The sequence below is a fragment of the Acinetobacter sp. SW-226 genome, assembly GCF_055632855.1.
Genome location: NZ_CM145752.1, coordinates 1,176,333 through 1,199,214 on the forward strand (window position 1 = coordinate 1,176,333; position 22,882 = coordinate 1,199,214).

At 38.8% G+C, this 22,882-nt stretch carries 16 protein-coding genes and 3 pseudogenes; 12 read left to right on the forward strand and 7 right to left on the reverse strand.

Translation table 11 applies throughout. The annotated features are described in order from the left end of the window. Positions 1–760: 760 nt before the first annotated feature. Positions 761–1,135: a hypothetical protein gene (locus ACZ8ZH_RS05580; protein ID WP_119063003.1), complete on the forward strand. Its 375-nt coding sequence runs from the start codon at positions 761–763 to the stop codon at positions 1,133–1,135. A gap of 348 nt (positions 1,136–1,483) precedes the next feature. Here the strand turns inward: ACZ8ZH_RS05580 and ACZ8ZH_RS05585 are convergent, their stop codons facing one another. Then, a complete protein-coding gene (locus ACZ8ZH_RS05585; RefSeq protein ID WP_086207804.1) occupies positions 1,484–2,638 on the reverse strand; it encodes a catalase family protein in 1,155 nt (384 codons plus the stop codon). 246 nt (positions 2,639–2,884) lie between these two features. Here ACZ8ZH_RS05585 and ACZ8ZH_RS05590 point away from each other — a divergent pair, with 246 nt between their 5' ends. Further along, complete coding sequence (locus ACZ8ZH_RS05590) at positions 2,885–3,589, forward strand: DUF1003 domain-containing protein (RefSeq protein WP_119063002.1); 705 nt, start codon at positions 2,885–2,887, stop codon at positions 3,587–3,589. 944 nt (positions 3,590–4,533) lie between these two features. After that, positions 4,534–5,064: a hypothetical protein gene (locus tag ACZ8ZH_RS05595; protein ID WP_470247873.1), complete on the forward strand. Its 531-nt coding sequence runs from the start codon at positions 4,534–4,536 to the stop codon at positions 5,062–5,064. Positions 5,065–5,104: 40 nt separating this feature from the next. On the opposite strand, the gene ACZ8ZH_RS05600 is transcribed toward ACZ8ZH_RS05595, so the two are convergent. Then, positions 5,105–6,133 carry an IS701 family transposase gene (locus ACZ8ZH_RS05600; RefSeq protein ID WP_086197162.1) on the reverse strand — a complete coding sequence of 343 codons (1,029 nt, stop codon included), beginning with the start codon at positions 6,131–6,133 and terminating at the stop codon, positions 5,105–5,107. Positions 6,134–6,422: 289 nt separating this feature from the next. On the opposite strand from ACZ8ZH_RS05600, the pseudogene ACZ8ZH_RS05605 reads away from it, so the two are divergent. Then, positions 6,423–6,823: pseudogene (locus tag ACZ8ZH_RS05605) on the forward strand (IS5 family transposase); the annotation flags it as partial. A gap of 52 nt (positions 6,824–6,875) precedes the next feature. Here ACZ8ZH_RS05605 and ACZ8ZH_RS05610 read toward each other — a convergent pair. Next, positions 6,876–7,174, reverse strand: a pseudogene (locus ACZ8ZH_RS05610) (Arm DNA-binding domain-containing protein); the annotation flags it as partial. A gap of 147 nt (positions 7,175–7,321) precedes the next feature. On the opposite strand from ACZ8ZH_RS05610, the gene surE reads away from it, so the two are divergent. The 3 genes from surE to ACZ8ZH_RS05625 all read left to right on the forward strand — a co-directional run bounded on the left by surE (position 7,322) and on the right by ACZ8ZH_RS05625 (position 10,089). Beyond that, entirely contained in the window at positions 7,322–8,092 is a 771-nt protein-coding gene (surE, locus tag ACZ8ZH_RS05615; protein WP_086207801.1) for a 5'/3'-nucleotidase SurE, read from the forward strand. A 153-nt stretch (positions 8,093–8,245) separates the two neighbouring features. Continuing rightward, positions 8,246–9,064 (forward strand): peptidoglycan DD-metalloendopeptidase family protein, encoded by an 819-nt coding sequence (locus tag ACZ8ZH_RS05620; protein WP_086207800.1) that lies wholly within the window; start codon positions 8,246–8,248, stop codon positions 9,062–9,064. A 95-nt stretch (positions 9,065–9,159) separates the two neighbouring features. Then, positions 9,160–10,089: a LysR family transcriptional regulator gene (locus tag ACZ8ZH_RS05625; RefSeq protein ID WP_086207799.1), complete on the forward strand. Its 930-nt coding sequence runs from the start codon at positions 9,160–9,162 to the stop codon at positions 10,087–10,089. Between the two features lie 174 nt (positions 10,090–10,263). Here the strand turns inward: ACZ8ZH_RS05625 and rsmI are convergent, their stop codons facing one another. Beyond that, entirely contained in the window at positions 10,264–11,106 is an 843-nt protein-coding gene (gene rsmI, locus ACZ8ZH_RS05630; RefSeq protein ID WP_119063000.1) for a 16S rRNA (cytidine(1402)-2'-O)-methyltransferase, read from the reverse strand. 363 nt (positions 11,107–11,469) lie between these two features. Here rsmI and ACZ8ZH_RS05635 point away from each other — a divergent pair, with 363 nt between their 5' ends. From ACZ8ZH_RS05635 to ACZ8ZH_RS05645, 3 genes are all read left to right on the forward strand, one after another. Continuing rightward, the gene (locus ACZ8ZH_RS05635) at positions 11,470–11,877 is read left to right on the forward strand and encodes a YraN family protein (RefSeq protein WP_086207797.1); all 408 of its coding nucleotides are present in this window, start codon (positions 11,470–11,472) and stop codon (positions 11,875–11,877) included. 61 nt (positions 11,878–11,938) lie between these two features. Continuing rightward, positions 11,939–12,622: a BON domain-containing protein gene (locus ACZ8ZH_RS05640; RefSeq protein WP_086207796.1), complete on the forward strand. Its 684-nt coding sequence runs from the start codon at positions 11,939–11,941 to the stop codon at positions 12,620–12,622. Beyond that, positions 12,612–13,496: an alpha/beta hydrolase gene (locus tag ACZ8ZH_RS05645; RefSeq protein WP_086207795.1), complete on the forward strand. Its 885-nt coding sequence runs from the start codon at positions 12,612–12,614 to the stop codon at positions 13,494–13,496. Before ACZ8ZH_RS05640 ends, ACZ8ZH_RS05645 begins: the two co-directional genes overlap by 11 nt. Positions 13,497–13,531: 35 nt before the next feature. Here the strand turns inward: ACZ8ZH_RS05645 and nudC are convergent, their stop codons facing one another. From nudC to dnaQ, 3 genes and pseudogenes are all read right to left on the reverse strand, one after another. Next, complete coding sequence (nudC, locus tag ACZ8ZH_RS05650; RefSeq protein WP_110975304.1) at positions 13,532–14,308, reverse strand: NAD(+) diphosphatase; 777 nt, start codon at positions 14,306–14,308, stop codon at positions 13,532–13,534. Beyond that, positions 14,308–15,951 (reverse strand): chemotaxis protein, encoded by a 1,644-nt coding sequence (locus ACZ8ZH_RS05655; protein ID WP_119062999.1) that lies wholly within the window; start codon positions 15,949–15,951, stop codon positions 14,308–14,310. Before ACZ8ZH_RS05655 ends, nudC begins: the two co-directional genes overlap by 1 nt. 126 nt (positions 15,952–16,077) lie before the next feature. Beyond that, positions 16,078–17,498: pseudogene (gene dnaQ / locus ACZ8ZH_RS05660) on the reverse strand (DNA polymerase III subunit epsilon). A gap of 209 nt (positions 17,499–17,707) precedes the next feature. Here dnaQ and ACZ8ZH_RS05665 point away from each other — a divergent pair. After that, positions 17,708–20,986, forward strand: a complete 3,279-nt coding sequence (locus ACZ8ZH_RS05665) for a LysM peptidoglycan-binding domain-containing protein (RefSeq protein WP_119062997.1) — start codon at positions 17,708–17,710, stop codon at positions 20,984–20,986. A gap of 36 nt (positions 20,987–21,022) precedes the next feature. Continuing rightward, positions 21,023–22,864 (forward strand): extracellular solute-binding protein, encoded by a 1,842-nt coding sequence (locus ACZ8ZH_RS05670; RefSeq protein ID WP_119063207.1) that lies wholly within the window; start codon positions 21,023–21,025, stop codon positions 22,862–22,864. Positions 22,865–22,882 lie beyond the last annotated feature (18 nt).

Sequence of the window (22,882 nt, forward strand, 5' to 3'; positions counted from 1 at the left end):
ATGGTGGATACGGAGCAACCAATATATATATTTTCAGTTAGAATTCAATGAAAAGTTCTGACCGGTCATTTTTTAATAGAGATTTCTGTTGTGAATATTTGGATTTTCAATATATTCGCTTTTTACATGGTATTTCTTATATTTCTTCTTTTTTATGACTACGAAGCTTTATCATCTAACTTGAGTGTTGTTTGTAGTCGGTATTGGGAGGGTGAAGTTGTACGCGTTGGTGGCTTCAGACTTAAAAAATTGAATATTTAAAAATATTGCGAAATAGAGGTGGTGATTCCATTTACTTTGAAAAATTGATTTTTTCAAATATGTGTGTGTTTTAAAATAGCATAATACTTCAATCGATTTTCTTTTAAAGCTTGGTGAGCCTTTGTTTGTTGTCAGCTTGATGGATTTGATATATTAAGAACAATAAAGCTAATTTAAGCAGAAAAAACACAGAACTAATGCAATACATAATACATATTTCAGGTGTGGTGAACTATGTGAGTCTGAGTTCTAGTTTAAGTTAGTCTGTGAAATTTATTAATTAAGATAAAAGTAAATTAAAAATATGAGTGTCTAAATATATATTTTAATAATATATGGGTTGTTATGAAATTAGTTAAAGCTATTTTTTTAATTTAGATGTAATGTGTAGTAATAGTAAAGTGCATAAATTTTTGGATATTTCAATTTTTTAATAATTGTTAAAATAGTTGGTCTATGTTTAATTATATATTTATTTTATTGGAGGAGTGGGGAGAGGATGAAGGATTATATGATATGTATAATATATCCAATTTTAATAATTGTTATTATACACCCATTTTTTATTGATTATTTTTTTGAAAAAAAAGCACGAGAATTATCATTAGATGATAAAGAAATTCTTGTAGGGTGCTTATCCTTAGAGAATAAATACCATCATAGACGTAGTAGTGATTCTTGGAAGTATGATGTCAATATTGATGGTAAGATTTATAATACATTGGATATAAGAATTAGTGGTTTTCCATATTATTCCAAACAATTTAGTTTTGAAGAAAAAATAGATCAAAATGTTTCTTGTTATAGGGTTAAATATGTGAAAGTAGGTTATTTATTTTTTGAAAGGATATATATATATGATTTGGTTGACTGATAAGAGTGGGATAATAAGATTTTCACCAAAAACTACAGCTGCTGCTTTCTTATGTATTTGAATTTCTATATCTTCTTGCCAGTGGGTTAAAATTCAATGTATTGCCTTTCATTATCAGGTGCTCTATGTCTTTTTCTTTAGACTTTAGCAATTTTATTTTGGTATCTGAAAGCATTGAGTTGCTCGTTAGATTAAAGAAGTTACTCGCTACAATACCCGTTTATTTGGCAGATTAGTGCGAACTAATGTTGAATAAAATGTATTAATATTTAATTTAAATATTTGGTTTTAAATGATTGTTTGTGCGAGAGGTTTGGCAGGCCATTGAGTTTAACCATAGGACATTCCTTATTTATCTCCGACATTGTTAGCGTTTGTTTGTTTAGCTGAATTCATCTCATGTCTGACGCGACTAATCTGGTCATATATGACTTTGCGCATTCGGTTTATCGCACCCAGTGGTTTATGTTCAGCTAATGCATGCCATGGTGTAAAGGATAGATTTTCACAAAACTTATTTTGCTCAGGGGTATCAAAAACTTGCTGAGGAATACGAATAGTGGCCACCTTATAGAAAGGAGCTTGGTCTTCTTTCCATTCCGTCATCGAGTCTTCAACAGACATTGAGCTGGATGTCCGAGGTTGTACTAGAAATTCCATGCAGGCATCATGGTTTTGTACCGTCGTCCGAAGAGCCTCTCTTAAAAAGTCCTTTTGAGGAGTAACAGGAATAGGGCTAACAACGGTTGAACATGCGCGAGCAGAGTACTTTACCGCTTGACGATGCGCGCCAACTCCTAACTGATAGGGCACCATAGACCAGTATCTAGTTTGTAGTGGATTTGAAATTTTATTTCTAGTGTTTAACGCAATCCAAGTTCCTTTCGCTCCTAATGCAAAAGGGGCATGCAATTTTTTTAGAAATTGATCGCTATTGATATCTTGCATAAATGACAGATAACGAGCAGGGTCATTTACAAAGAATACAGGGTGATTGATCATGATGAAATCTTGCGTAGGCGCAAGTTCATCTAAAAGGTTTTTCTTTGGTACGGCTAAAAGTTTGATCGCCATGCCGCGTGCGTCTTTTTTTATATCCGTTTGTTTTGCATTACTCGATCCATTCGAAAAACGAATCCATGCTTGATAAGTTTTACCCGGAATAAAAACACCATGGGCCATGTTTGGAGGCAATGTCTCATTTATCTTAAATTCTGCGCGTACGCAACCATGTGCTTTAGGGTGCGCATCACGTAGCGCAATCTCTGTGGCATATTGTTTTCGGATCGTCATTTCAATGATGTTCGCGATTTCTTTAGCAGTGGCGGCCTCATTCGGGTAAAGACTTTCACTTAGACCATGATCTATATCTGGGTACATAAAATCTTTAGGAGAACTCAACACTACAGAGGGTGTATTCGCATCTACATTAGCAGCGATGCCTGTGAGTAATATGGTATGAAAAAGTAGACCTAAGCGCATAGGTCTTGTGAAGTTAGGCATTGATTGTCTCCTTGCTCTAAAGCTGGATTTTTTTAATTTTTAGCCTGATGATATGAACTTGTTTAGCCTTATTTAAGACACAGAATAATGATGATATCTGTGGCATTTTTTTATTCATGGCTACTGTCTAGAAAAATGTTAATGAAGGGCTACTCCGAGAAATGGTGAAAATTTGACATTAGTTTGAAATTTGTTCGATGATGTTTATCTCCCCAAAAACTATAATGATTATTAAAGCGAGTGATCATGAGTGAAAAAAATGAAAGTCGTGAGTGTCTAGTCTGTGGGGAAAAATTCCTCATTAAAAATATCATTCCTATGGGGACAATACGAAAATCCATCATCGAAGAAATTGCACATGACTTCCCCGAATGGTCACCGCAAAGTTATATTTGCCAAGCAGATTTAGCCAAATATCGAATTCAGTATGTTCATTCACTGTTAAAATCTGAGAAAGGAGAGGTCACAGATCTTGAGCGTGAAGTCATTAAAAGTCTGCAACACCATGAGGTGATCACTCAAAATGTAGAAGATCAGCTCAATCAAAATTGGAGTTTAGGGGAAAGATGGGCAGATAGAATTGCTAGTTTTGGTGGCAGTTGGGCTTTTCTCATGTGCTTTGCGCTTTTCCTTGCGATCTGGATTATTATCAATACAGTCGTGATGGTTTCACATCCTGCGGATCCATATCCCTTTATTTTATTAAATTTAATTTTATCTTGTATCGCAGCTGTTCAGGCTCCCGTTATTATGATGAGCCAAAATAGACAAGAAGCCAAAGACAGGTTGCGTTCGCAAAACGATTATAAAATAAATTTAAAGGCGGAGTTAGAAATTCAACATTTAAATGAAAAAATAGATCATCTATTGATGCATCAGTGGAATAGATTAGCTCAAATACAAGAAATACAACTGGATTTATTATCTGAAATGAGTAAAAAACATGAATAATTTGATGAACAAATGCTGAACATAATTATCGGTTAGATTATCTTTTCTTTGGCTTGTTTTCTATGCTTAAGCCTGAAGCAGCTAGCTTATTTTATCTTGCTGCTTTCTTCCTTTTGTAAAGTAATAACTGAATATTCATTCAGACTCGTTGTTCCTGCTTTTCAGATGGCTTTATCTCAATGTATAGTGCAGTCTGCACCTAAGATGCGATACGTTTTTCTTTTGGCTTTGAAGGCATTAAATTCTTTAGCTAATGTTTTCATATTATCTGTAAATCTACTGATTTTAATTGCTGACTAAAAATGGCTAAGTTTAAGATAAACTTAGGTGTATACATTTAAATAACTGTGATGAATTTCATAGATTTTATTTAAATGTTAAAAATTTGCAAAAAGTATTAAATATCAAATATTTAGATTAAGTATTTTGTTACATTTTTAAGCATCTGATTTAAATTTTAGGTAAAAACATATTTAAAGTGCCATAAAATAATAGCTTAATACTTGTGAATAAAAATAATGTATATACATTTTACAATAGAAAATTAGGATCGTATTGTGCGTGCTGGACCCATTCATATTTTTTTAGATCAATAGCGCGGAAATTTGAATGGAATAATACTGAGGAAACTTTATTTTTAGTTCATGGTTCCCCTTTTTTTGTTGTCAGTTTGATGGGGAGGGTATATTATAAAAATAAGCTATTTCAAGCAGATAAAACTCCAAAACGAATTAATTAACTAGAGCAGATTTTAGGTGTAGTGAATTATGAGAATCAGAGGTTTTTATTATTTTTGAAGGGGTTATATTAATTATAAAGTATTGAGTTAAATTATATTTAAAATGGGTTTGTTTGATGTATTTGGTGAGGTGGATAAATGAAATATTAATATTTTAATATGTTTTTATTGTGGTTTTTATATTATGTCGATAAGCGAGTGTAGTGTGGGTAAGGTAGGTTTTGATTTAAAGGCTTCATTTTTACTTAGTGGAGCTATGGTATTGTTATCTGAGTTTTTTCTTGTTTTTTTTGATAAATATATAGTGCTGAGTAATTTGGAATTGATATTAAGATTTTTTCCATTTCATATTGATGTTTCATTGTTAAATATTGTGGAGGTTAGAGCTTGGATTTACATATTTTTAATGTATTTTTTTTCTTTTCCTGCTCTATTTTTAATAGTGTCGTATTTGCTTTATGACCATAAAATGCTAAATCACCCAATTCCTAAGAGGTTTTTAGTTTCAATATTGAATATGTGTCTATCACCTGTAGCAATTGTTTTACCTTTCATTGTTATGTTAGAAGGTGCGGATAGCATAGGTCGTGGAGGAGCATTTTATAAATTATTCACGAATTCTATGTTGGGTTTATGGATACTAGGTGCATTAATGTTTTACGGGATTACTTATATCTTTTGGAACTTAGTCATAGGTATGCCAAAAATGTGGGTTTCGCCAAAGAAAAAAAAGTAATTTTAATAAAAGAAGGATAAAAAGTAGGACTTACGCACTATTACTTATAGATTCTCTGTGGTAGCAGATGATTTTTATCGAGAATAAAGTCATCAATGAAGTTTTTGATAATTGGTCTAAATAATTTCTTCTGCCAACGATATATATTTTCAAAGATCCGCTCAAACTGGTTCTTTTGTATCTCAACGTAGGCCATCAAGGCTGAAAAAATATGATTCAAAATCAGTTTAGATCGTCTTACTTGAAACTTTTCAATATGACAAACCTGTTTAATCACCCGGTGATATTGCTCTATTTTCCAATGACTTGAATGTAATTCATGAAAACCTTCAAAGGACAATAAATCATCTTCATCTTGATGCACAATATAAAACCTCTGCTGTTCTTTTAACTGAGTCTTAAATAATTGTACAAAGCCAAAATCTTTGAGCCAGATCACTTGACCCTGATGGAAATCTGGCAATAAGCGCAGTTGAAACCATTGTCCTTTTTCTGGGGAAACCTTACGGTTACAGTCGATACCAAACATAAATCGAATACCATATTTTCTTATGGTTTTTAGATTTCCAGTCGATGAATACCAACTATCACCTGTAATAAATTGAATCTTTGCACCCCAACTGAGTACTTCACTTAACATATCCATAAAGTAATCATTCTTGGTTTTACTTTCAGATTTGTCATAAATTCGGAAATTAATTGGAATATTTTGACCATTTCGATCTGTCGCATACAAGGTAATGAGATTAATACCCTTGACGGATCGGTGGTGTTTGCCTGACCAAAAATAGCTAACCAAGTCCATATGTTGACTATATGGTTTATCTAAAACAGTATCATCAATACTGACTATAAGTTTATTATTATCAATATGTTGAATTGATTCTTGATATAGGTCGTGAGGTGTGTAGTCTTCACGCTCTAGAAAGCGATTTACACTATCATGCGAGATATTATAAGTCTCGGCAAGTTGTGTGCAGCTAATAGAGTTCGGTTCTGTCATGAGAAAGCCCATATAAATGGGTAATGTACAAGTTGCTGTAGAAGCATGTTTAATTCGTCTGATCACAGATACTTTATAAAGTATTTTAATACTTTTTTGAATCCGTCAATGCGTAAGTCCTAAAAAGTTATGACAACAGCTATTTTTACATATAAAGAAGCAGAACAATATATAGCGGTTCTTTTGATTTCAATCACAATTTACTTCAAGCTTATATGTTTGCTTACGAGAAGAAACATCAAGAAGAGCTTGCGAGAGGTATCACGCCGATTAATGCTCAAAGTTCTGCTATGGAGTCCGGTTTAAGGGGCTTTGTTGCACAAACCTATCGTTATCAGTGATTCACGGGTACTCTGATTTACTTGGTCAAATACCACTTGATGAGCGAATAGATTCTGTCTATACCGATGGAGCCTATGACACTAAATGCTGCAGACGAGTGATCTCAGATCGTCAAGCGCAAGCAGTGATTCCGCCAAGAAAAAATGCAAAACCATGGAAAGACAAAAAAGTATAATCTTTAGAAAGAAAAGAATTATTGAAAACAGTAAACGTCTAGGAAGAATGATTTGGAAAAAGTGGTCTGGATATCATCTGCGTAGTTTGCTCGAAACCAAGATGCATTGTATCGAATTATTAGGCGATAAACTCAGCGCTAAGAATTTTGACAGTCAAGTCAATGAGATTCATGCACGTGTGGCAGTCTTAAATAAATTTACAGAATTAAGCCGACCTCATACCCAAGTTGTTATTTAAACTTGAGTCGCTTAGGGGTATTTATTTTTTAAATCTTTGTGCAATAAAGCTTTTTAAAAGTATTAGATGTGGCTAGAACTGCATCAATCTTCTTTTTCTTTTTTTCATCAACAGGGTTTATATCGTTTTTTAACAAGACCCTAGATTCATCTTTCTTTTTACGTGCTTCTTCAAGTGATACGAGAAGGTATTCACCGAAACTTATAGTACCTTTTTGCCATTCAAAGTGTATTTGAAGCGCCATAACTTCTTGCCAGTAGGTCTAACTTCAATGTATAACCTTTCTGCATCAAGTACTCTATATATTTTTTCTTTAGGTTTTAGCGATTTTATTTTGGTATCTGAAAGCATTGAGTTACCTGTTAGGTTGAATAAATTACCTGCTACAGTACCCGTTTATTTAACAGATTAATGCGAACCTATATCGACTAAAATTAAAGATAAATAAATGGTTTTTTTAAGGTTTTTTCAGACAAGTATAGATTTAAGAAGATTGCAGTGAATATTTTAATAGCTAATGACGATGGTGTTTTTGCCCCTGGTATTCAAGCATTGGCACGTGCTTTACGTCCTTTAGGTCGAGTTGTAATTGTAGCCCCAGAAAGTGAACGCAGCGGTTTTTCTAGCGCTTTGACCTTGGATCGCCCGTTACGCCCAATTGAAATTGCACCTGACATGTGGGCAGTCAATGGTACACCTGCAGACTGTGTGTATTTGTCTATGAATGGTTTGTTTGATTTTGAATTTGACCTTGTTGTAAGTGGGATTAACAGTGGGGCAAATTTGGGGGATGATGTGCTGTACTCGGGAACAGTGGGTGCAGCTTTTGAAGGTCGCCTCATGAAGCAACCGGCGATTGCAGTATCATTGGCTGGGCCAGAAGTACGTTCTTACAACAGCCCAGAAGATTATCAATATGCAGCACAATGGGTACATGACTTTGTTCAACAAGGTTTGCCTACGCTACCACCACGACATATTTTAAACATTAATATCCCGGATGTAGCAGAGTTACAGGGAGCGAAAATTACCTATCAAGGACGTCGTAGTCAGTCGAAACCAATTACCAGCCATGTTGACCCACGTGGGCGCCAAGTCTATTGGATTGGATTATCTGGTGAAGCGGTAGTAGAGCCTAAACAGGGGTATGATGCTGTAGAGTCTGACTTTTTTGCAGTGGCACATGGTTTTGTGAGTATTACCCCTATTCAAATGGATGCCACCAATTATGACGTTTTACATGCATTACAAGTCCAAATGAACCCATAAATAGCCATACAGCTGGGTAATACAAGGCGTATGCTCAACTGTTTGTTATAACTTTGTGAAAATACGCGCACAGATACTATTTCTACATGCTTTTTTGCTAATCTTAGCGCAAATTAAATTTATTATTTTTGTATTTTTTAGAGAGTAAGATAAATGTCTGTGTTGTCTCAAATCCGTTTCATTGCAGTACCCGCAGCCATGTTGAAGACAGTTGTTTTATCAACTGCTGTTGTTTCGACTGTTATTTTAAGTGGTTGTGCGTCTAAGCCACAGGTCAACAATGCAACACGTTTTGCGAAAGCACCAGACTATTATACGGTTCGTTCGGGTGATACTTTGAGTGGTATTGCGATGCGTTATGGGCTGAGTTATTTGTCAGTTGCAGAGATGAATGATATTGCTGCACCGTACCGAATTTATGTGGGGCAATCACTACGCTTAAAAGGCTCAGGGAACCCGCGTACCACAACAACACAACCAATGACCCAAGTTGCTCCAATTCAACGTCAAAATGTTGGTCTCCCGAGTCAAAATACAGCCACCACAACCAGCACGACTCCTGCTAAAGTACCTACTGCACCTGTTGCGAGCTCGCAAACCTCGACTTTACGTTGGGTTAAACCGAGTAATGGTGCTGTATTGCAAGGTTACAATTTAGCCAATAATGTGAAAGGTATTCGCTATGCTGGTAACCAAGGCGATCCAATCTATGCAGCAGCAGATGGGCAGGTGGTATATGCGGCAGACGGTTTAAAAGAATATGGGAACTTAATTTTGATTAAGCATATTGATGGCTATATCACAGCCTATGCACATAATAGTGCAATGAATGTGAAGAGCGGTCAAAATGTGACAGCTGGCCAAAAAATTGCTGAAATGGGATCAACAGGCACAAATCGTACCATGTTGGAGTTCCAAGTACGCCTAGATGGCAAGCCAATCAATCCGACTATAGTTTTACCATTAAATTAAAAAATCTGGATGCAAAGCAAAAAATTCACCGTATAATACAATGAGTTGTTTTTATCGAAAAGATGAAAACTTCTCATGAATCCAGAGAGAATTTTATGTTAGATCAACTACGGGCAATGGGTGTTTTTGCTTGTGTTGTAGAAAAAAGTTCCTTTAGTGGTGCTGCGCGTGAGCTAGGCATCACTACAAGTGCTGTAAGCCAGCAAATTCGTTCTTTAGAGCAAGAGATGGAAGTTGTTCTTCTACATCGCTCAACTCGAAAGTTGAATTTAACTGAAGCAGGTCAGGCTTTTTTCCACAGCTGTCAAGAAATGCTCGCCGCTGCTGAACGTGGCAAAATACGTATCAATGAATTGCGCGATGATCTAGTCGGTGAGCTACGAATAGCGACTACGCCAGAGTTGGGTGCAAATCATGTGATTCCTGCTTTGTCACATTGGATGTCTGCACATCGTGGATTATCTGTTCATATAGAAGCAGATAATCATTATGTGGACTTGCTTGCAGGGCGTATTGATATTGCTTTAAGAATGGGGCCAATAGTTGACGATCAGAGTTTTCATGTTGTGCCTTTGGCTCGTGTTGAACAAATCTTGGTCGCATCGCCGAGTTATTTGAACCAGTCGGCGCCAATTTCACGACCTGAAGATTTAAAAAATCACGATCTTATTCCGATTACCATCATGAAAAATAATCATGATTTTGATTTTAAAAATGTGGTTACAGGTGAGATGGTCGAGCTTGAGATGAAATCGAGAGTAGCCAGTAACAATATTTTGGTGACAAAAACGCTGTGCCAGCATGGTCACGGGGTCGCTCGGATTTTATATTTGGATGTACAAAAAGAATTGGTGAACGGTTCTTTAGTAGAAGTTATTCCAGAATGGAAGCTACCAAATTTTACTTTATATGCTATCACTTCAAAGCATGAACAACAGCCGATGAAGATCCATCGTTGTTTGGATGCCTTGAAACAATACTTTTGCCAACTACCTGGCGGTCGTATCTACCAAGAAGCAAGCTAATTCTATAGAGACAATACTCAAGTATGAGGCAAGCTCTACATATTCTTACTTATAAATTTTTACTGATATAAAAACATAATTTGGGGTTAAGCGGTTCACATGGATCCGCTTAACATTTAGAGCAGTAGAACGAGGCAAAAAACCTAAATTCTGCTGCTCTTTATTTTTGTATTTTTAAGCGTCGCCTTGAGTGAGTTCTAAAGCACGTTGGTAGGCAATTTTCTTTTTAATCCCTGTTAAGTCCGCAGCCAATTGAGATGCAGCTTTTACAGATAAATCTTGTAAGAGGCGTGTTAACAGCTGATCAAGCTTTTCTTGTTCCATATCTTTTTCTGCAGTTGCACCGCCTACAACCAGAACAATTTCACCTTTTTGTTGATGATGGTCGTTGGCAATGAACGCCACCAGTTCACCTAAAGTCATTTTCTTGACGGTTTCAAAGGTTTTGGTAATTTCACGTGCAAAACCAACAGGGCGATCTGCTCCAAACACCTTCGCCATATCTGTGACACTGTCTAAAATGCGATGTGGTGCTTCATAAAAAATTAGCGTTTGTGTCTCGTCTTTGAGTTTTTCTAGGTTTGCTAGTCGCTGAGTTTGTTTAGAGGATAAAAATCCCTCGAAGCTAAAACGGTCACTGGGTAAGCCTACTGAACTTAAAGCAGCAATTGCGGCACAAGCACCAGGGACAGGAATGACGCGGATATTATGCTCTTGTGCAGCACGAACCAATTTAAAACCGGGATCACTAATCAGTGGCGTACCTGCATCACTGATCAGTGCCATGTCTTCGCCCTTTAGCAAGCGCTGAATTAACAAGTCGATTTTATTACTTTCGTTATGATCATGACATGCAGTAAGAGGGGTTTGAATATTGAAGTGCTTAAGAAGTTGAGCTGAGGTTCGTGTATCTTCAGCAGCAATCACTTTGACTGACTTTAATACATCAATTGCACGATAAGTCATGTCATCTAAGTGCCCGATAGGGGTTGCGACTACAAATAACTGGCCACTCATGGGTTTTCTCCGCACTGCAAAATAATAAAAGGACTTCGCTTGAAAGTCTAAAAGTGCAATATATCTTTTCAAACATACTGCAATACATCATTCTACCCGAATTGCTCGCTATGGCGTGAATTAGAATCTATGAGGCATCTATTTTCCAGCTACAATTTAAGACTTCGCTTGAAATTTGGCTATTAAGAAATAAGGAAAAGTAGAAGTCATCAAGAGAAGTGGTGGTGAGACATCTCAGATAAGAGCTTTTATGTCTAAGCGGATAGGAAGATAATGGAAGTCATCAAGCTGTATATAATTTAAGCTATGATTTTTAGATCATACTGCCATTCATAGAAAATAATAACGGGGAAATAGAACAGAATGAAACTGGGACAGTGGGCAGAGCAGCAAGCTTTGGTCTTATTAGAACAACAGGGTTATGCTTATGTGGTAGGCAATTATCATTCAAGATTTGGTGAAATTGATTTAATTGTACAGAAGGAGCAAGAGTTGGTCTTTGTTGAGGTTAAAGCGCGATCAAGAACGCGATTTGCGCAAGCCGTTGAAACAATTTCCCAGTCAAAACAGCGTAAAATAGCCAAAACGGCCATGTTATTTTTACAAGATCATCCACATTTCCAGCATTATTATTGTCGCTTTGATGTGATTTGTTTTGATTTTTTTAAAGAAATTGCAAAAACCATACAGCAAGATTTTTCAAAATTCACTTATGATCAGCAATGGATAGAAAATGCTTTTACTTTTGATCAAGACTTTATTAATCTTTGAACAAAATCAGAGCTGAAATGCTGCATTAAAAATAGTTTGAAAAATTGAGGAGTCTTGCTGAGTGTTCAATCGTATTGCAATGACCGTATTATGTGTCGCAAGTTTATCTGGATGTGCAAGTTTCATTTCGGGTGGAACAGGGACAGCTGCTGTAGGAACAGAAAGTGGTGCGCGTTCATTAGGACAAGTTTTCATCGACTCTTCAATTGAGCGTACTGCAAAAATTAATTTATATAAATTGGATAGCCGTTTTAAACAGTCACGTGTCAATATTGAAAGTTTTCACGGCAATGTACTATTAACAGGACAAGTTCCTGATCAGCATTTACGTCAACTCGCAGAAGATAATGTCCGTGCGATGTCGGATGTAAAAACGGTACATAATTATATTACTGTTGGAGACCAGATCAGTTACGGTACGATCATGCAAGATACATCTGTGACGGCTAATACCCGTGGTTTGATTATGAAAGCAGCGGTGGTTTCTGATGCAAAAGTACGGATTCACACAGAAGATGGTGTGTTGTATGTGATGGGGCGTTTAAATACTGCTGAAATTGCGGACTTAAACCAAGTATTACAACAAGTGGGTAACGTCACTAAAATTATTACCTTAGTTGATAACATTGAACAACAATCACAAACGAGCAATGCATTTGCATCACCTATGATGAATGCTGTACCTACAGAACAAACACCTGTAGCGATAGACCCAGACCAAGTTGAGCCAAGTAATGTTCAATAAACTTCAGCCTTTTATTAAAGGACTGAATCGTTCGGTAGAGTATGCAAGATTACTGTACCGTGATTTTCGTATTTATGATGTCGGTAGCTATGCCCTAAACCGTTTAACGCCGCGTAAAGGCTATTTCGTTCAAGAAAATGTAGCTTATGGTTTGCGTGCGCGACATCGTTTGGATTTGTTCCGCACACAAACGCCACGTGAGCATCGTCCACTAATTGTTTTTGTGCATGGTGGTGCGTGGATGCATGGTGATAAGAAAGACTATCGCTTCATTGGTGAGGCTTTTGCCAAAGAAGGTTTTGATGTGGCAGTGATTAATTATCATTTGGCACCTGAGCATATCTTTCCGACCTCAATTGATGACTTGAGTTTGGCTTTAAACTTTTTAAATGTGCATCAACAAAAGTATCAGATTTCGACTGAAAAAGTTGTATTGATGGGGCATTCCGCAGGTGCATTTAATGTGATGTCGGCGCTTTATCATCCTAAGCCTTATGAGATCCAGTGCCGAAGTCAAATTACCGCCATTATTGGTTTGGCAGGGCCTTATCATTTTGACTATAAAGGCGATCCAATTTGTGCAGATGCTTTTGATCAAAACAAGCCTTATCAAGAAGTCATGCCGTATTATTTTGTTGAGTCGAATACGGTGAAACATTATCTGCTGGTTGCAGAAAATGATGACATTGTTGGCTTAAGCAATGCTGTTGACTTGGATCGTAGATTGAAAGAAAAGGGTAATTACAGTCAACTTTGGACCGTACCACGTATGGGACATATCTCGATGATTGGTTCAGTCTCAAGTTTATTTAGTCGTTACTTTAGTACCAAGCAAAAAATCATGCAGGCGTTAGAGGATGCACTTAAGCATTAATTGGATCGTAACTTATCATGGAACAGTGAGTGAGCTTATAGCCACTCACGTGTGTCATCGGCTACAATAGTCCCTTGAGTCGCATGCATAATCATCGCATGCGCGATACTGCCTTTAAAAGGAATTTCAGGGAGTTGATCAAACTTAAAGAATTGTGCATCACTGATTTCTTCTTCTTGTAAACATAGTTCACCCGAGGCATATTCAGCTTTAAATGCAACCATTAAATTACTCGGGAAAGGCCAAGGTTGACTTGCCAAGTATTGAATATTTTGCACTTGAATCCCGACTTCTTCCAAGGTTTCGCGACGTACCGCTTCTTCTAAAGTTTCACCGACCTCAACAAAACCTGCAATCAAACCATACATGTTGCTGCGTGTGTTACGTGCATTTTTAGCCAATAGGATTTCATTTTCCCCCCGAGTGATGACTGTAATCACGCACGGTTGTACACGTGGGTACTGATGATAACCACAGGCAGGGCAAATCATGGCGTACTCGGTCGCATGTGCTTGAGTGGCATGACCACAGTGGCTACAGTACTTATGATTACGGCGCCATTCTAGTAGTTGGATTGCGCGGCTGGCTTGCTCAAATTGCTCAGTACTCCAAAGTGGAAGTAACTGACGAATTGGAATTAACTGTAAACCTTCGGGAATAGGCTCATTTTCTAATAAATCTCGGGCAATCACCTGATCACCCGAGTGAAAACTTAAATCACTTGCTAACTTTTCTACACGGGGCAATTGGAAGTTATGGTCAACCAATAATTGTTGTTGATGAAAAATATATGCAAGTGATAATTCTGACATTAGGCAACAGTCTTTAAGTTTTGGCTACTGGCTAATGCTACATCAAACATGCTGTGTAATACAGGTTGTTTACTCTTTAAATTCTCAATCAGCATATCGGCACTTGCGAGTGCATCAAGCACATGATTCACTTGCGCTGCCGTCAGAGCCGTTTCTGCATCTAGCTGTTGTTGAACAAATGCTGCTGCAATATTCAGTGCTGTTTGACCATGTTCTGCACCCAAGAACAACATTGCACCAGCTACTTCACGTAACTGGGCAGAGGTATTCTCAAGCACGATTAAGTTTTGTTCTTGTTGGTATTGCGTCAATGCTTGACTGCTTAAATCAATGGATACTTTTGCTTCTGTGAGCAAAGCTGCATGTGCTTCGTCTAAACGGTCTAGCGAGATATTCATGTTATTCACACGAAGCTGCAAGCGGCTTGATGTATGGTGACGCTCTAGTACGCCAATCGAGTTCATTGCTGACAGAATGACATTCATGAGTTGTTGTGCAAAGTTTTCATCTTTAAGCATATCAGTTTGACTGAGAGATGCTGCCTGACGGTTTAAGTCATTATGTGCTTCGTTTAAATTTAACACTTTGAAAATATTGGCAAGATCGACCAGCTTCGCTTGAAGCTCTTGAGTCTTTTCTGGCGTCATGTTTTGGTAGTTGTACTCAATATCATTACGGATTTGTGACATTTCAGCGGTGACCAAATCACTAATCGTATGCATTGTTTCAAAATCAGGGCCATATAAGTGGCGGCTGAAAACTTGTAGTTGAGTATCAGTCAGTAGGTCATCGCCAATGTTGAGTTGACTCCGAATTTGCTGAGATACTTCATCTTCTTGGCTAATACAAAGGCTGAGAATATTAGCAAGATCTGTTAAGTCTGCTTTGAAGCTTTCAGGGGCTGCAAAGAATTGCGCCATATTACGTTCAATACTGACTAGGGTGCGTAAGCGGGGTTCATTGATGATGAGCTGATCAATTTGATTGAGTGCAACATAGACCAAGTTCCAATACTGTTTACTTGGTGTTTGTTCAGATAGCCCCGCTAAATAGGTTCCAACCAATTTTATAGCTTGTAAGTCCAACTCACTCTCTTCTTGCTTCAGCATTTTGCTTAGAGAAAGCTTATACAAGCGGTGAACGTATTGTGATTTTTCAAGACTTGGTGCTTGGGGTAAATGAAAATCAGGAGTGATGCAATCTAATAGCGACTCGATATGTTGACCTTCTTGGGTCAAAGGTTTACCTAAAGCCCGTTCCAGTCGGTTTAATGTATCGAGTAAAAACTGTGGGATTTTGACTTCTCTTAAGCAGATGAATTCAATGTAGCGCTTTAGCATCGTTGTGCCTTCACTCAGCGCAATGACATCTTGAGTATTAATTTGTGCAGGATTCCCCATGATCTTGCGCATTAACTCAGCAGAGTATTCAGCAATTTTTGCCAAGCTTGGCATATCAATCAATGCAAGGACTTGAGCACACTGCTCAAATTGGTTTAATGCATCGTCAATTCCAAATGGTAAAGTCTGATCTTCTGCTAAGGTGCTCACAGCTGATTCAACCAGTTTAATGGAATTATCCACTTCATTTTTTATTATCAGCAGCGCTGTTGGATCAAAATGAATAGAGGTTTGGTAAGACATTGATCTGCACCTATCCTAGTGTTTTATCGTGTTTATATGCTGCCAAATAGAGGCATAGCAACTTGTTTATCACTATAGCCTAACTGAAAAATCTTGTAATACAAAAGTTAACAAAAACTTTAGATTTTATTTGGCAAAAAGGCAAGGTGTACCATGTTTTTCTTGGTATTGTTTGACCCAAGTCTCATGTGCTTCTAGTTCCTCGGTCGAGGGTAAAATCACTGGGAGTTCAATTTCAAGTGTTTGACGTGTTGCTTGGCTATTTTGTTGTTCGCTATGTGATAGGGCGTCCATATCAAAAGAAACCTGACCACCCGTCATAGCTAAGTAAACATCAGCAAGGATTTCAGCATCGAGTAAGGCGCCGTGGAAGGTACGGTCACGCTGTGGAATTTCGTAACGGCGAACTAAGGCATCGAGTGAGTTTTTCTGTCCCGGATGCTTAGACTTTGCCATCGCGAGAGTATCTGTCACCGCACATACTTCAGAAAGCGCAACAAAACCTGCACGCTTGAACTCTGTATCTAAGAAGTTCATATCGAAAGTCGCGTTATGTGCAATGATCTCAGCACCTTTTAAATATGCAAACAAAGTATCTGCAATATCTTGGTACAGCGGTTTGTCTTTAAGAAAGTCATCTGAAATACCGTGGACATTTTCAGAGTCGCCCACAGGTTTTTGCGGATTGATATAAATATGAATTGAACTACCCGTAAGTTTGCGGTTGACCATTTCAATGGCACCGACTTCAATAATACGGTCGCCATCTTGATAATAAAAACCTGTGGTTTCGGTATCGAGAATGAGTTGTCTTGAACCAAAGACTTCAACCTTACGCGGGGTAATCACAATTTGTGGATGTTGTTTGAGTTGTGTTAAATCGACACTTGCCGTAATTTCAGGCGTTTGATCAGTAGAAGGCTTCGTTGTCTCAAATTCTGGTTCAGCCACTGTACTTGGTTCTTGTACTGGAACGTCTATTTCACTTTCGGCTAAATCTTCGCTGTCATCGGCTTCTTCGTCATCGAAACCCAAACCAAAAGGATCGTTTAACAACCAGTCGGGTTCAACTTTTTTTTATCTACAGAGGGTTCTGTTGTTGCAGTTTTAGACTGACGAAGTTGAGCCTGTGTTTGATCGGCACCGAGGTTTGCCAATTGATCTGCCATTTCATTGCCTTCGTGACCTGCATGACCTTTAACCCAATGCCAGTCGATATCACGCCCTTGACAGGCTGCATCGAGTTTTTGCCATAAGTCTGGATTTTTAACATCTTTCCAATTTTTCTTTTTCCAACCCGTAATCCACTCGGTAATGCCGCGTTTTACGTAGGTTGAATCTGTCCAAACAATCAACTTTGCGTCTGTTGGGCAAAAAAGGATACCCTCAATAGCGGCAGTGAGTTCCATGCGGTTATTGGTGGTATTATCTTCACCACCACACAGTTTATGTTCTTCAGTTTCTGTAATAATGTAGGCACCCCATCCCCCAAGACCTGGGTTTCCACGACAAGCACCATCGACATACAGGGTAATTGTTTGTGACATACACAACTTCCGTAAACTGAAAATTAAAACTAAGCGGGCACCATTGTATAACGCAAATGCACTAGAGAAGTGTATAAGATGCAGCTTTTTTAATTTCTTGTAACATTTATACTGATTTCGAGTTAAATTAACGCCTTGTGTCTGTGGCCTGCTTTACTACAATGGCAGATCTAAAAAATAAATTTTATACGAGTTGTTTGGATTCTCTTATGTATAAGTCAGCTGCCTTTTTTGGCCAACCGATGTTACCGACATTATTTAAAATTACAGTCCTCGGTTCAGCACTTGCGACACTCGGTTTGGTAGGCTGTTCCTCGACGCAAAGTGCAACTCAGGCATCGAAGTCCAAACAACTGGGTTCAGGTTATTTAGATGCAAACAGTTTAGATTCTTTAGAAGACCTCCTTTCTGCGACCGATATGCGCGCGGTGGAAGGGGATCGACTTTTGGTGTTAAAGCACGGTGACGTGTGGAAACGGATGACTGTGGGTTTTAAGATGAACAGTGATCACTGGAATCCACGTATTGATGCACAGCGCGGTTGGTTTATTTCACGTCAACCGTATTTGGATCGCTTAAGTGCGCGTGCTTCACGTTATTTGTATCATACTGTTAAAGAAGCTGAGCGTCGTGGTTTACCAACAGAGCTTGCTCTGCTACCTGTGATTGAAAGCTCGTATGATCCTGCTGCAACCAGTAGTGCAGCGGCTGCCGGCTTATGGCAATTTATTCCAAGTACTGGCCGTATTTATGGCTTAAAACAAAGTAGCCAGTACGATGGCCGACGTGATGTGGTTGAGTCAACGCGTGCTGCGTATGAATTCTTAGGAAGTTTATATAACCAGTTTGGTTCATGGGAACTTGCGCTAGCAGCTTATAATGCAGGTCCGGGCCGTATTCAACAAGCGATTAACCGCAATAAAGCGGCGGGTTTACCAACGGATTATTGGTCGTTAAAACTGCCTGAAGAAACCATGAACTATGTACCACGTTTCTTGGCAGTTGCGCAGATCATTAAAAATCCAAATGCCTATAACATTAATTTGCCGCCGATTGCGAACCGTCCGCACTTTAGAGAAGTCACTGTGGGCGCGGTGAGTTTAAATGAAGTTGCGTCGATTACAGGTTTAAGCCGAGCCGAATTATATCAGTTAAATCCAGGACACCGTGGAGAGTGGATTGATAGTTCAAGTCCAATGCGAATTTTAATTCCTGCAGATTTGAGCCCTTCGGTTGATGCGCGTTTGAAGAAGTTACAAGGTGGCTCAGGCGGTTTATGGGCATCTGCCAATACTAAATTGCCTGAAAATAATCAAACAATCCAACCGAGCAAAGTTGAACCACCAACTTTAAACAGCAAAACTATTTCTCCATCGAAAAATACTCCTCCAGTTTTGGCGACAACAACAACCAAAACTGAGCCGAAGTTAACGACATCCACTGTAACGTCATCTAGTGCCGCAAGTGTAAGTACCCCCGTACGCGGTTCTACGCCTAAAGGTTCGAGTGCACTAGCAGCCTTTGCTGCCAATAGCGATATTCCAAGTGCACCACGTATTCCTGTTGCTGTAACGCCTGTGACACCTGTAAAACCAGTATCAGTTGAACCCCCGATTTCTGCTGCGGAGCGTGAGCAGTTAACTGCAGCTATTCAGGCTGAAGGTCAAACTAAAACTGTTGATGAAGTCCTAAAACCTGTTGCGACTAAAGCAGAACAAGCTGAAGTGGTTGCTGAAATTCAAGCTTTAGCACCACAAGGGACAGAAATTGTCGATCCTTTAGATGGCAAAATTAAACTGACTGCAATTCAAACGAGTCAGTCTGTGGCTGAGCTACAAGGTAAAGAGTTGACTAAAGGCTTTGCATATCCAAAATCGGTGGCAGACAATACCAGTCTTGATTCGGACGAAGTGAAACGTAATCAAGGTAAAAACTTTGTTAAGACTGACTCTGAAATTGTAATTGTTCCGCCAAAAGGCAAACGTTCAACTTATACCGTACAACCGGGTGATACTTTAGCCGTAATTGCAGCTAAAAATGGGGTGAATTGGCGTGATGTAGCGAAATGGAACCAAATGGATGCCAATGCTACACTATATGTCGGAACCTCTATCTATTTATATGACGCAAAACCTCTGGTTGAAAAAGTCGAACCGCGTTCTGCTATAAAAACCGATTCTAAGCCTGATAGTTATACCGTTCGTGCCAATGATACTTTAACGGGTATTGCAGATGAATTTGGTTTAAGCCTCAAGCAGTTGGCTGACTATAATGGTTTAAGTGTGAGCAGTGGCGTGCGTGTGGGACAAAAGCTTTCCTTAAAAGAAACAGCACAATCACGCGCAAAAGCTAACGATGAGAAAGCGACTAGCCAAACTAAAGTAGCAACTCAGTCTTATACGGTGAAACGTGGCGAATATTTGAAACTGATTGCAGACCGTTATGCGCTATCAAATCAAGAATTGGCAGATTTAACACCAGGTTTAAATGCGGGCAGCAACTTGTTGGTGGGACAAAAAATTAATGTGCCTCTCAATGATGTTAAAAGCTTAGCGGCAAATAATACAAAAGCCTCTTCTGTTAAAATTGATAATGCTAAAGCTGCACCACAGTTCAAAGTTGAAAGTTATAAAGTGCAACGTGGCGATACACTTTATAGCATTGCCTCACAGTCGAAAATGAGCCTGTCTGAGCTTGCGGATTTAAACAACATTTCAAGCAATAGTGGTTTACAAGTCGGTCAAACAATCAAAATCCCTGCGGGTTCAACTGTGCCAGATACTTATACGGTTCAGTCTGGGGATTCGTTAACTGTGATTGCTTCGAAATATAATTTGGGTATGGACTATATTGCTGATCTCAATAATATGAGTCGTACAGCGGGCTTACGTGCGGGTCAAAAACTCAAATTAACGGGTGAAGTATCTGCTGTTGAAATGCCGAAAACAGTCGAAAAACAAACGACTGCAAGTAATAACTCAACTGATATTCACGTGGTGAAATCGGGAGAAACCCTAAATAGTATTGCGCGTAAATATCACTTACAGCTTAACTATTTGGCTGAACTGAATAACTTAAGCCGTACGACCAATGTTCGTGTCGGTCAGCGTTTAAAAATAGACGGTGATGTTGATCCGGCGCCAATCAAAACAGAAACAGTGACAGCAAAACTACAAGCAAATTCAGGTCGAGCAACTGAAAGCTATAAAGTGAAGTCAGGTGAATCGTTAAACTCAATTGCAAGTCGTGTTGGGATGTCGGTGTCAGAGCTTGCTGCTTTAAATAACCTCAGTGTACGTGCGGGCTTACAAGTTGGCCAAAGCATTCAAATCCCGAAACTGATTACGCAGTACACAGTGAAACGTGGTGATACCTTAATTGGACTGGCAAGCCGTTACGGGATGGACACTTCGCAATTGGCTGAGCTCAATGACATTAAGCCGAATACGCAGTTGCGCATTGGCGATGTAATTAAGGTGCCGAACTAATATTGAGTTGAAATGCAATTTCAGAGTAATCATCCGATGATGGTTAGAACAACGCTCTTGCTGTTCAGCCTTGTAACGATACCTTTAAAGGCATGGTCTGCAGTCCAGACCATGCCTTTTATTGCACCTTATGGTATGCCGAAATACAGCCAACTAGATCATCTGCCTTATGCCAATGTGCAGGCACCGAAGGGTGGTGAATTAACTCGTGCAGTCATTGGGAGTTTTGATAACTTAAACAGCATGAATGGTCGCGGTACTGCGGTTGAGGGAACCAATTATTTATTTGACTCACTCATGAGTAGTTCGTTAGATGAGCCTGCAGTGATGTATCCATTGCTGGCAGAAAAGGTTAGCTATGACCCGAAAAATTTTAACACCATCATTTTTCATTTAAACCCAAAAGCACGGTTTAGTGATGGTAGTCCTGTTACTGCAACTGATGTAAAGTTCAGTTTTGATCTTTTTCAAACCAAGTCCAATTTTGGCTTGCAGATGTATTTGTCGGATTTAGCCAAGACCGAAGTGTTGTCCAAATACAGTATCAAGATGCATTTTAAAACACGAAATAATGTGGAAATGCCTTTGATCGTGGCCAGAATGCCAATTTATTCCAAAAAGGACTGGCAAGGCAAAGACTTTAGTCAAACTTCAGTCAAGCCGATTTTAGGCTCAGGCCCTTATGTTTTAGAGAAAATCAATGCAGGGCAGCGCGTTGTTTATAAACGTAATCCAAAGTATTGGGCCAAAGATTTAAAGGTCAATCAAGGGCGTTATAATTTTAACCATGTGGCTTATGTGTATTATCGCAGCAAAGATATTGCTTTTACTGCGTTTAAGGCGGGTTTATATACTTTGCATGAGGAAGAGTCCGCACGCCAATGGGTGACGGCCTATAACTTTCCCGCAGTGAAACAAGGTCTCGTTAAAAAGTATCGCTTTAAGCATTTCAATCCGATACCGACGCAAAGTTTTGTGTTTAATACCCGTCGTCAGCCTTTTCAAGATATTTATTTTCGCCAAGCTTTAACTTATGCCTACGACTTTGAGTGGCAAAACAAAGCGATGTTCTATGGGCAATATCAACGTCTGCAAAGTTATTTTTCTAATAGCGAACTAGAGGCGAAGGGTCTGCCTTCGGCTGCTGAAATCAAAATTTTAAAACCTTATTTGGCGAAATTGCATCCTGTGCAGCGAGACGGCGTTTTAAAAAATTGGCATTATTCAGCTTCAGATGGATCGGGCTATAATCGAAATAATTTGCTTATCGCACGACAGATTTTATTAAAAAATGGCTATAGATATAATGCCAAAGGGCAATTGTTGGATCGGAAAAATAAGCCGATCCAGTTTGAGTTTCTGATTCAGCCAAGTGATGCTGTGCGTGAAATTGCGCCTTTTGTTCGCCATCTAAAGCGACTAGGAATACAGCTGAACATTCGACAGGTTGATACACCTCAGTATTATGAGCGGATGCGTACTCAAGATTTTGATATGACCCTACAAACGATGCCGCAGTCTTTAACACCGGGCAAAGAACAGGTACAGCTGTGGGGTAGTACTTCAGCCCATCAGGTGGGAAATTATAATTATTCAGGCATTCAAAATCCGGTGATTGATCAGATGATTCAACAGTTGATTCAAGCACCTGATCGTAAGCAAGTGGTGGTACAAACGCGTATTTTAGATCGCTTGCTGCGTGCAGGTTATTATCAGATACCAACCTATGGTAAGGCTGATCAATGGTATGCCTATTGGAATATGTATCAAAAACCGGTACGGAGCCCGCAGTTGAATGTCGGGTTAGATTATTGGTGGAGTGATGCTAAACAGGCAAAAAAGGTGAGCCAGTATTTAGGTCAGGCAACCAAGCCATAAGCTGGCATAGGGGTTTTT

Bases quoted from the DNA above. Each gene is read 5' to 3' on its own strand.
- ACZ8ZH_RS05580 (WP_119063003.1), top strand. From the start codon at position 761: ATGAAGGATTATATGATATGTATAATATATCCAATTTTAATAATTGTT.
- ACZ8ZH_RS05585 (WP_086207804.1), bottom strand. From the start codon at position 2,638: ATGCCTAACTTCACAAGACCTATGCGCTTAGGTCTACTTTTTCATACC.
- ACZ8ZH_RS05590 (WP_119063002.1), top strand. From the start codon at position 2,885: ATGAGTGAAAAAAATGAAAGTCGTGAGTGTCTAGTCTGTGGGGAAAAA.
- ACZ8ZH_RS05620 (WP_086207800.1), top strand. From the start codon at position 8,246: ATGTCTGTGTTGTCTCAAATCCGTTTCATTGCAGTACCCGCAGCCATG.
- ACZ8ZH_RS05625 (WP_086207799.1), top strand. From the start codon at position 9,160: ATGTTAGATCAACTACGGGCAATGGGTGTTTTTGCTTGTGTTGTAGAA.
- rsmI (WP_119063000.1), bottom strand. From the start codon at position 11,106: ATGAGTGGCCAGTTATTTGTAGTCGCAACCCCTATCGGGCACTTAGAT.
- ACZ8ZH_RS05635 (WP_086207797.1), top strand. From the start codon at position 11,470: ATGAAACTGGGACAGTGGGCAGAGCAGCAAGCTTTGGTCTTATTAGAA.
- ACZ8ZH_RS05645 (WP_086207795.1), top strand. From the start codon at position 12,612: ATGTTCAATAAACTTCAGCCTTTTATTAAAGGACTGAATCGTTCGGTA.
- nudC (WP_110975304.1), bottom strand. From the start codon at position 14,308: ATGTCAGAATTATCACTTGCATATATTTTTCATCAACAACAATTATTG.
- ACZ8ZH_RS05655 (WP_119062999.1), bottom strand. From the start codon at position 15,951: ATGTCTTACCAAACCTCTATTCATTTTGATCCAACAGCGCTGCTGATA.
- ACZ8ZH_RS05665 (WP_119062997.1), top strand. From the start codon at position 17,708: ATGTATAAGTCAGCTGCCTTTTTTGGCCAACCGATGTTACCGACATTA.
- ACZ8ZH_RS05670 (WP_119063207.1), top strand. From the start codon at position 21,023: ATGATGGTTAGAACAACGCTCTTGCTGTTCAGCCTTGTAACGATACCT.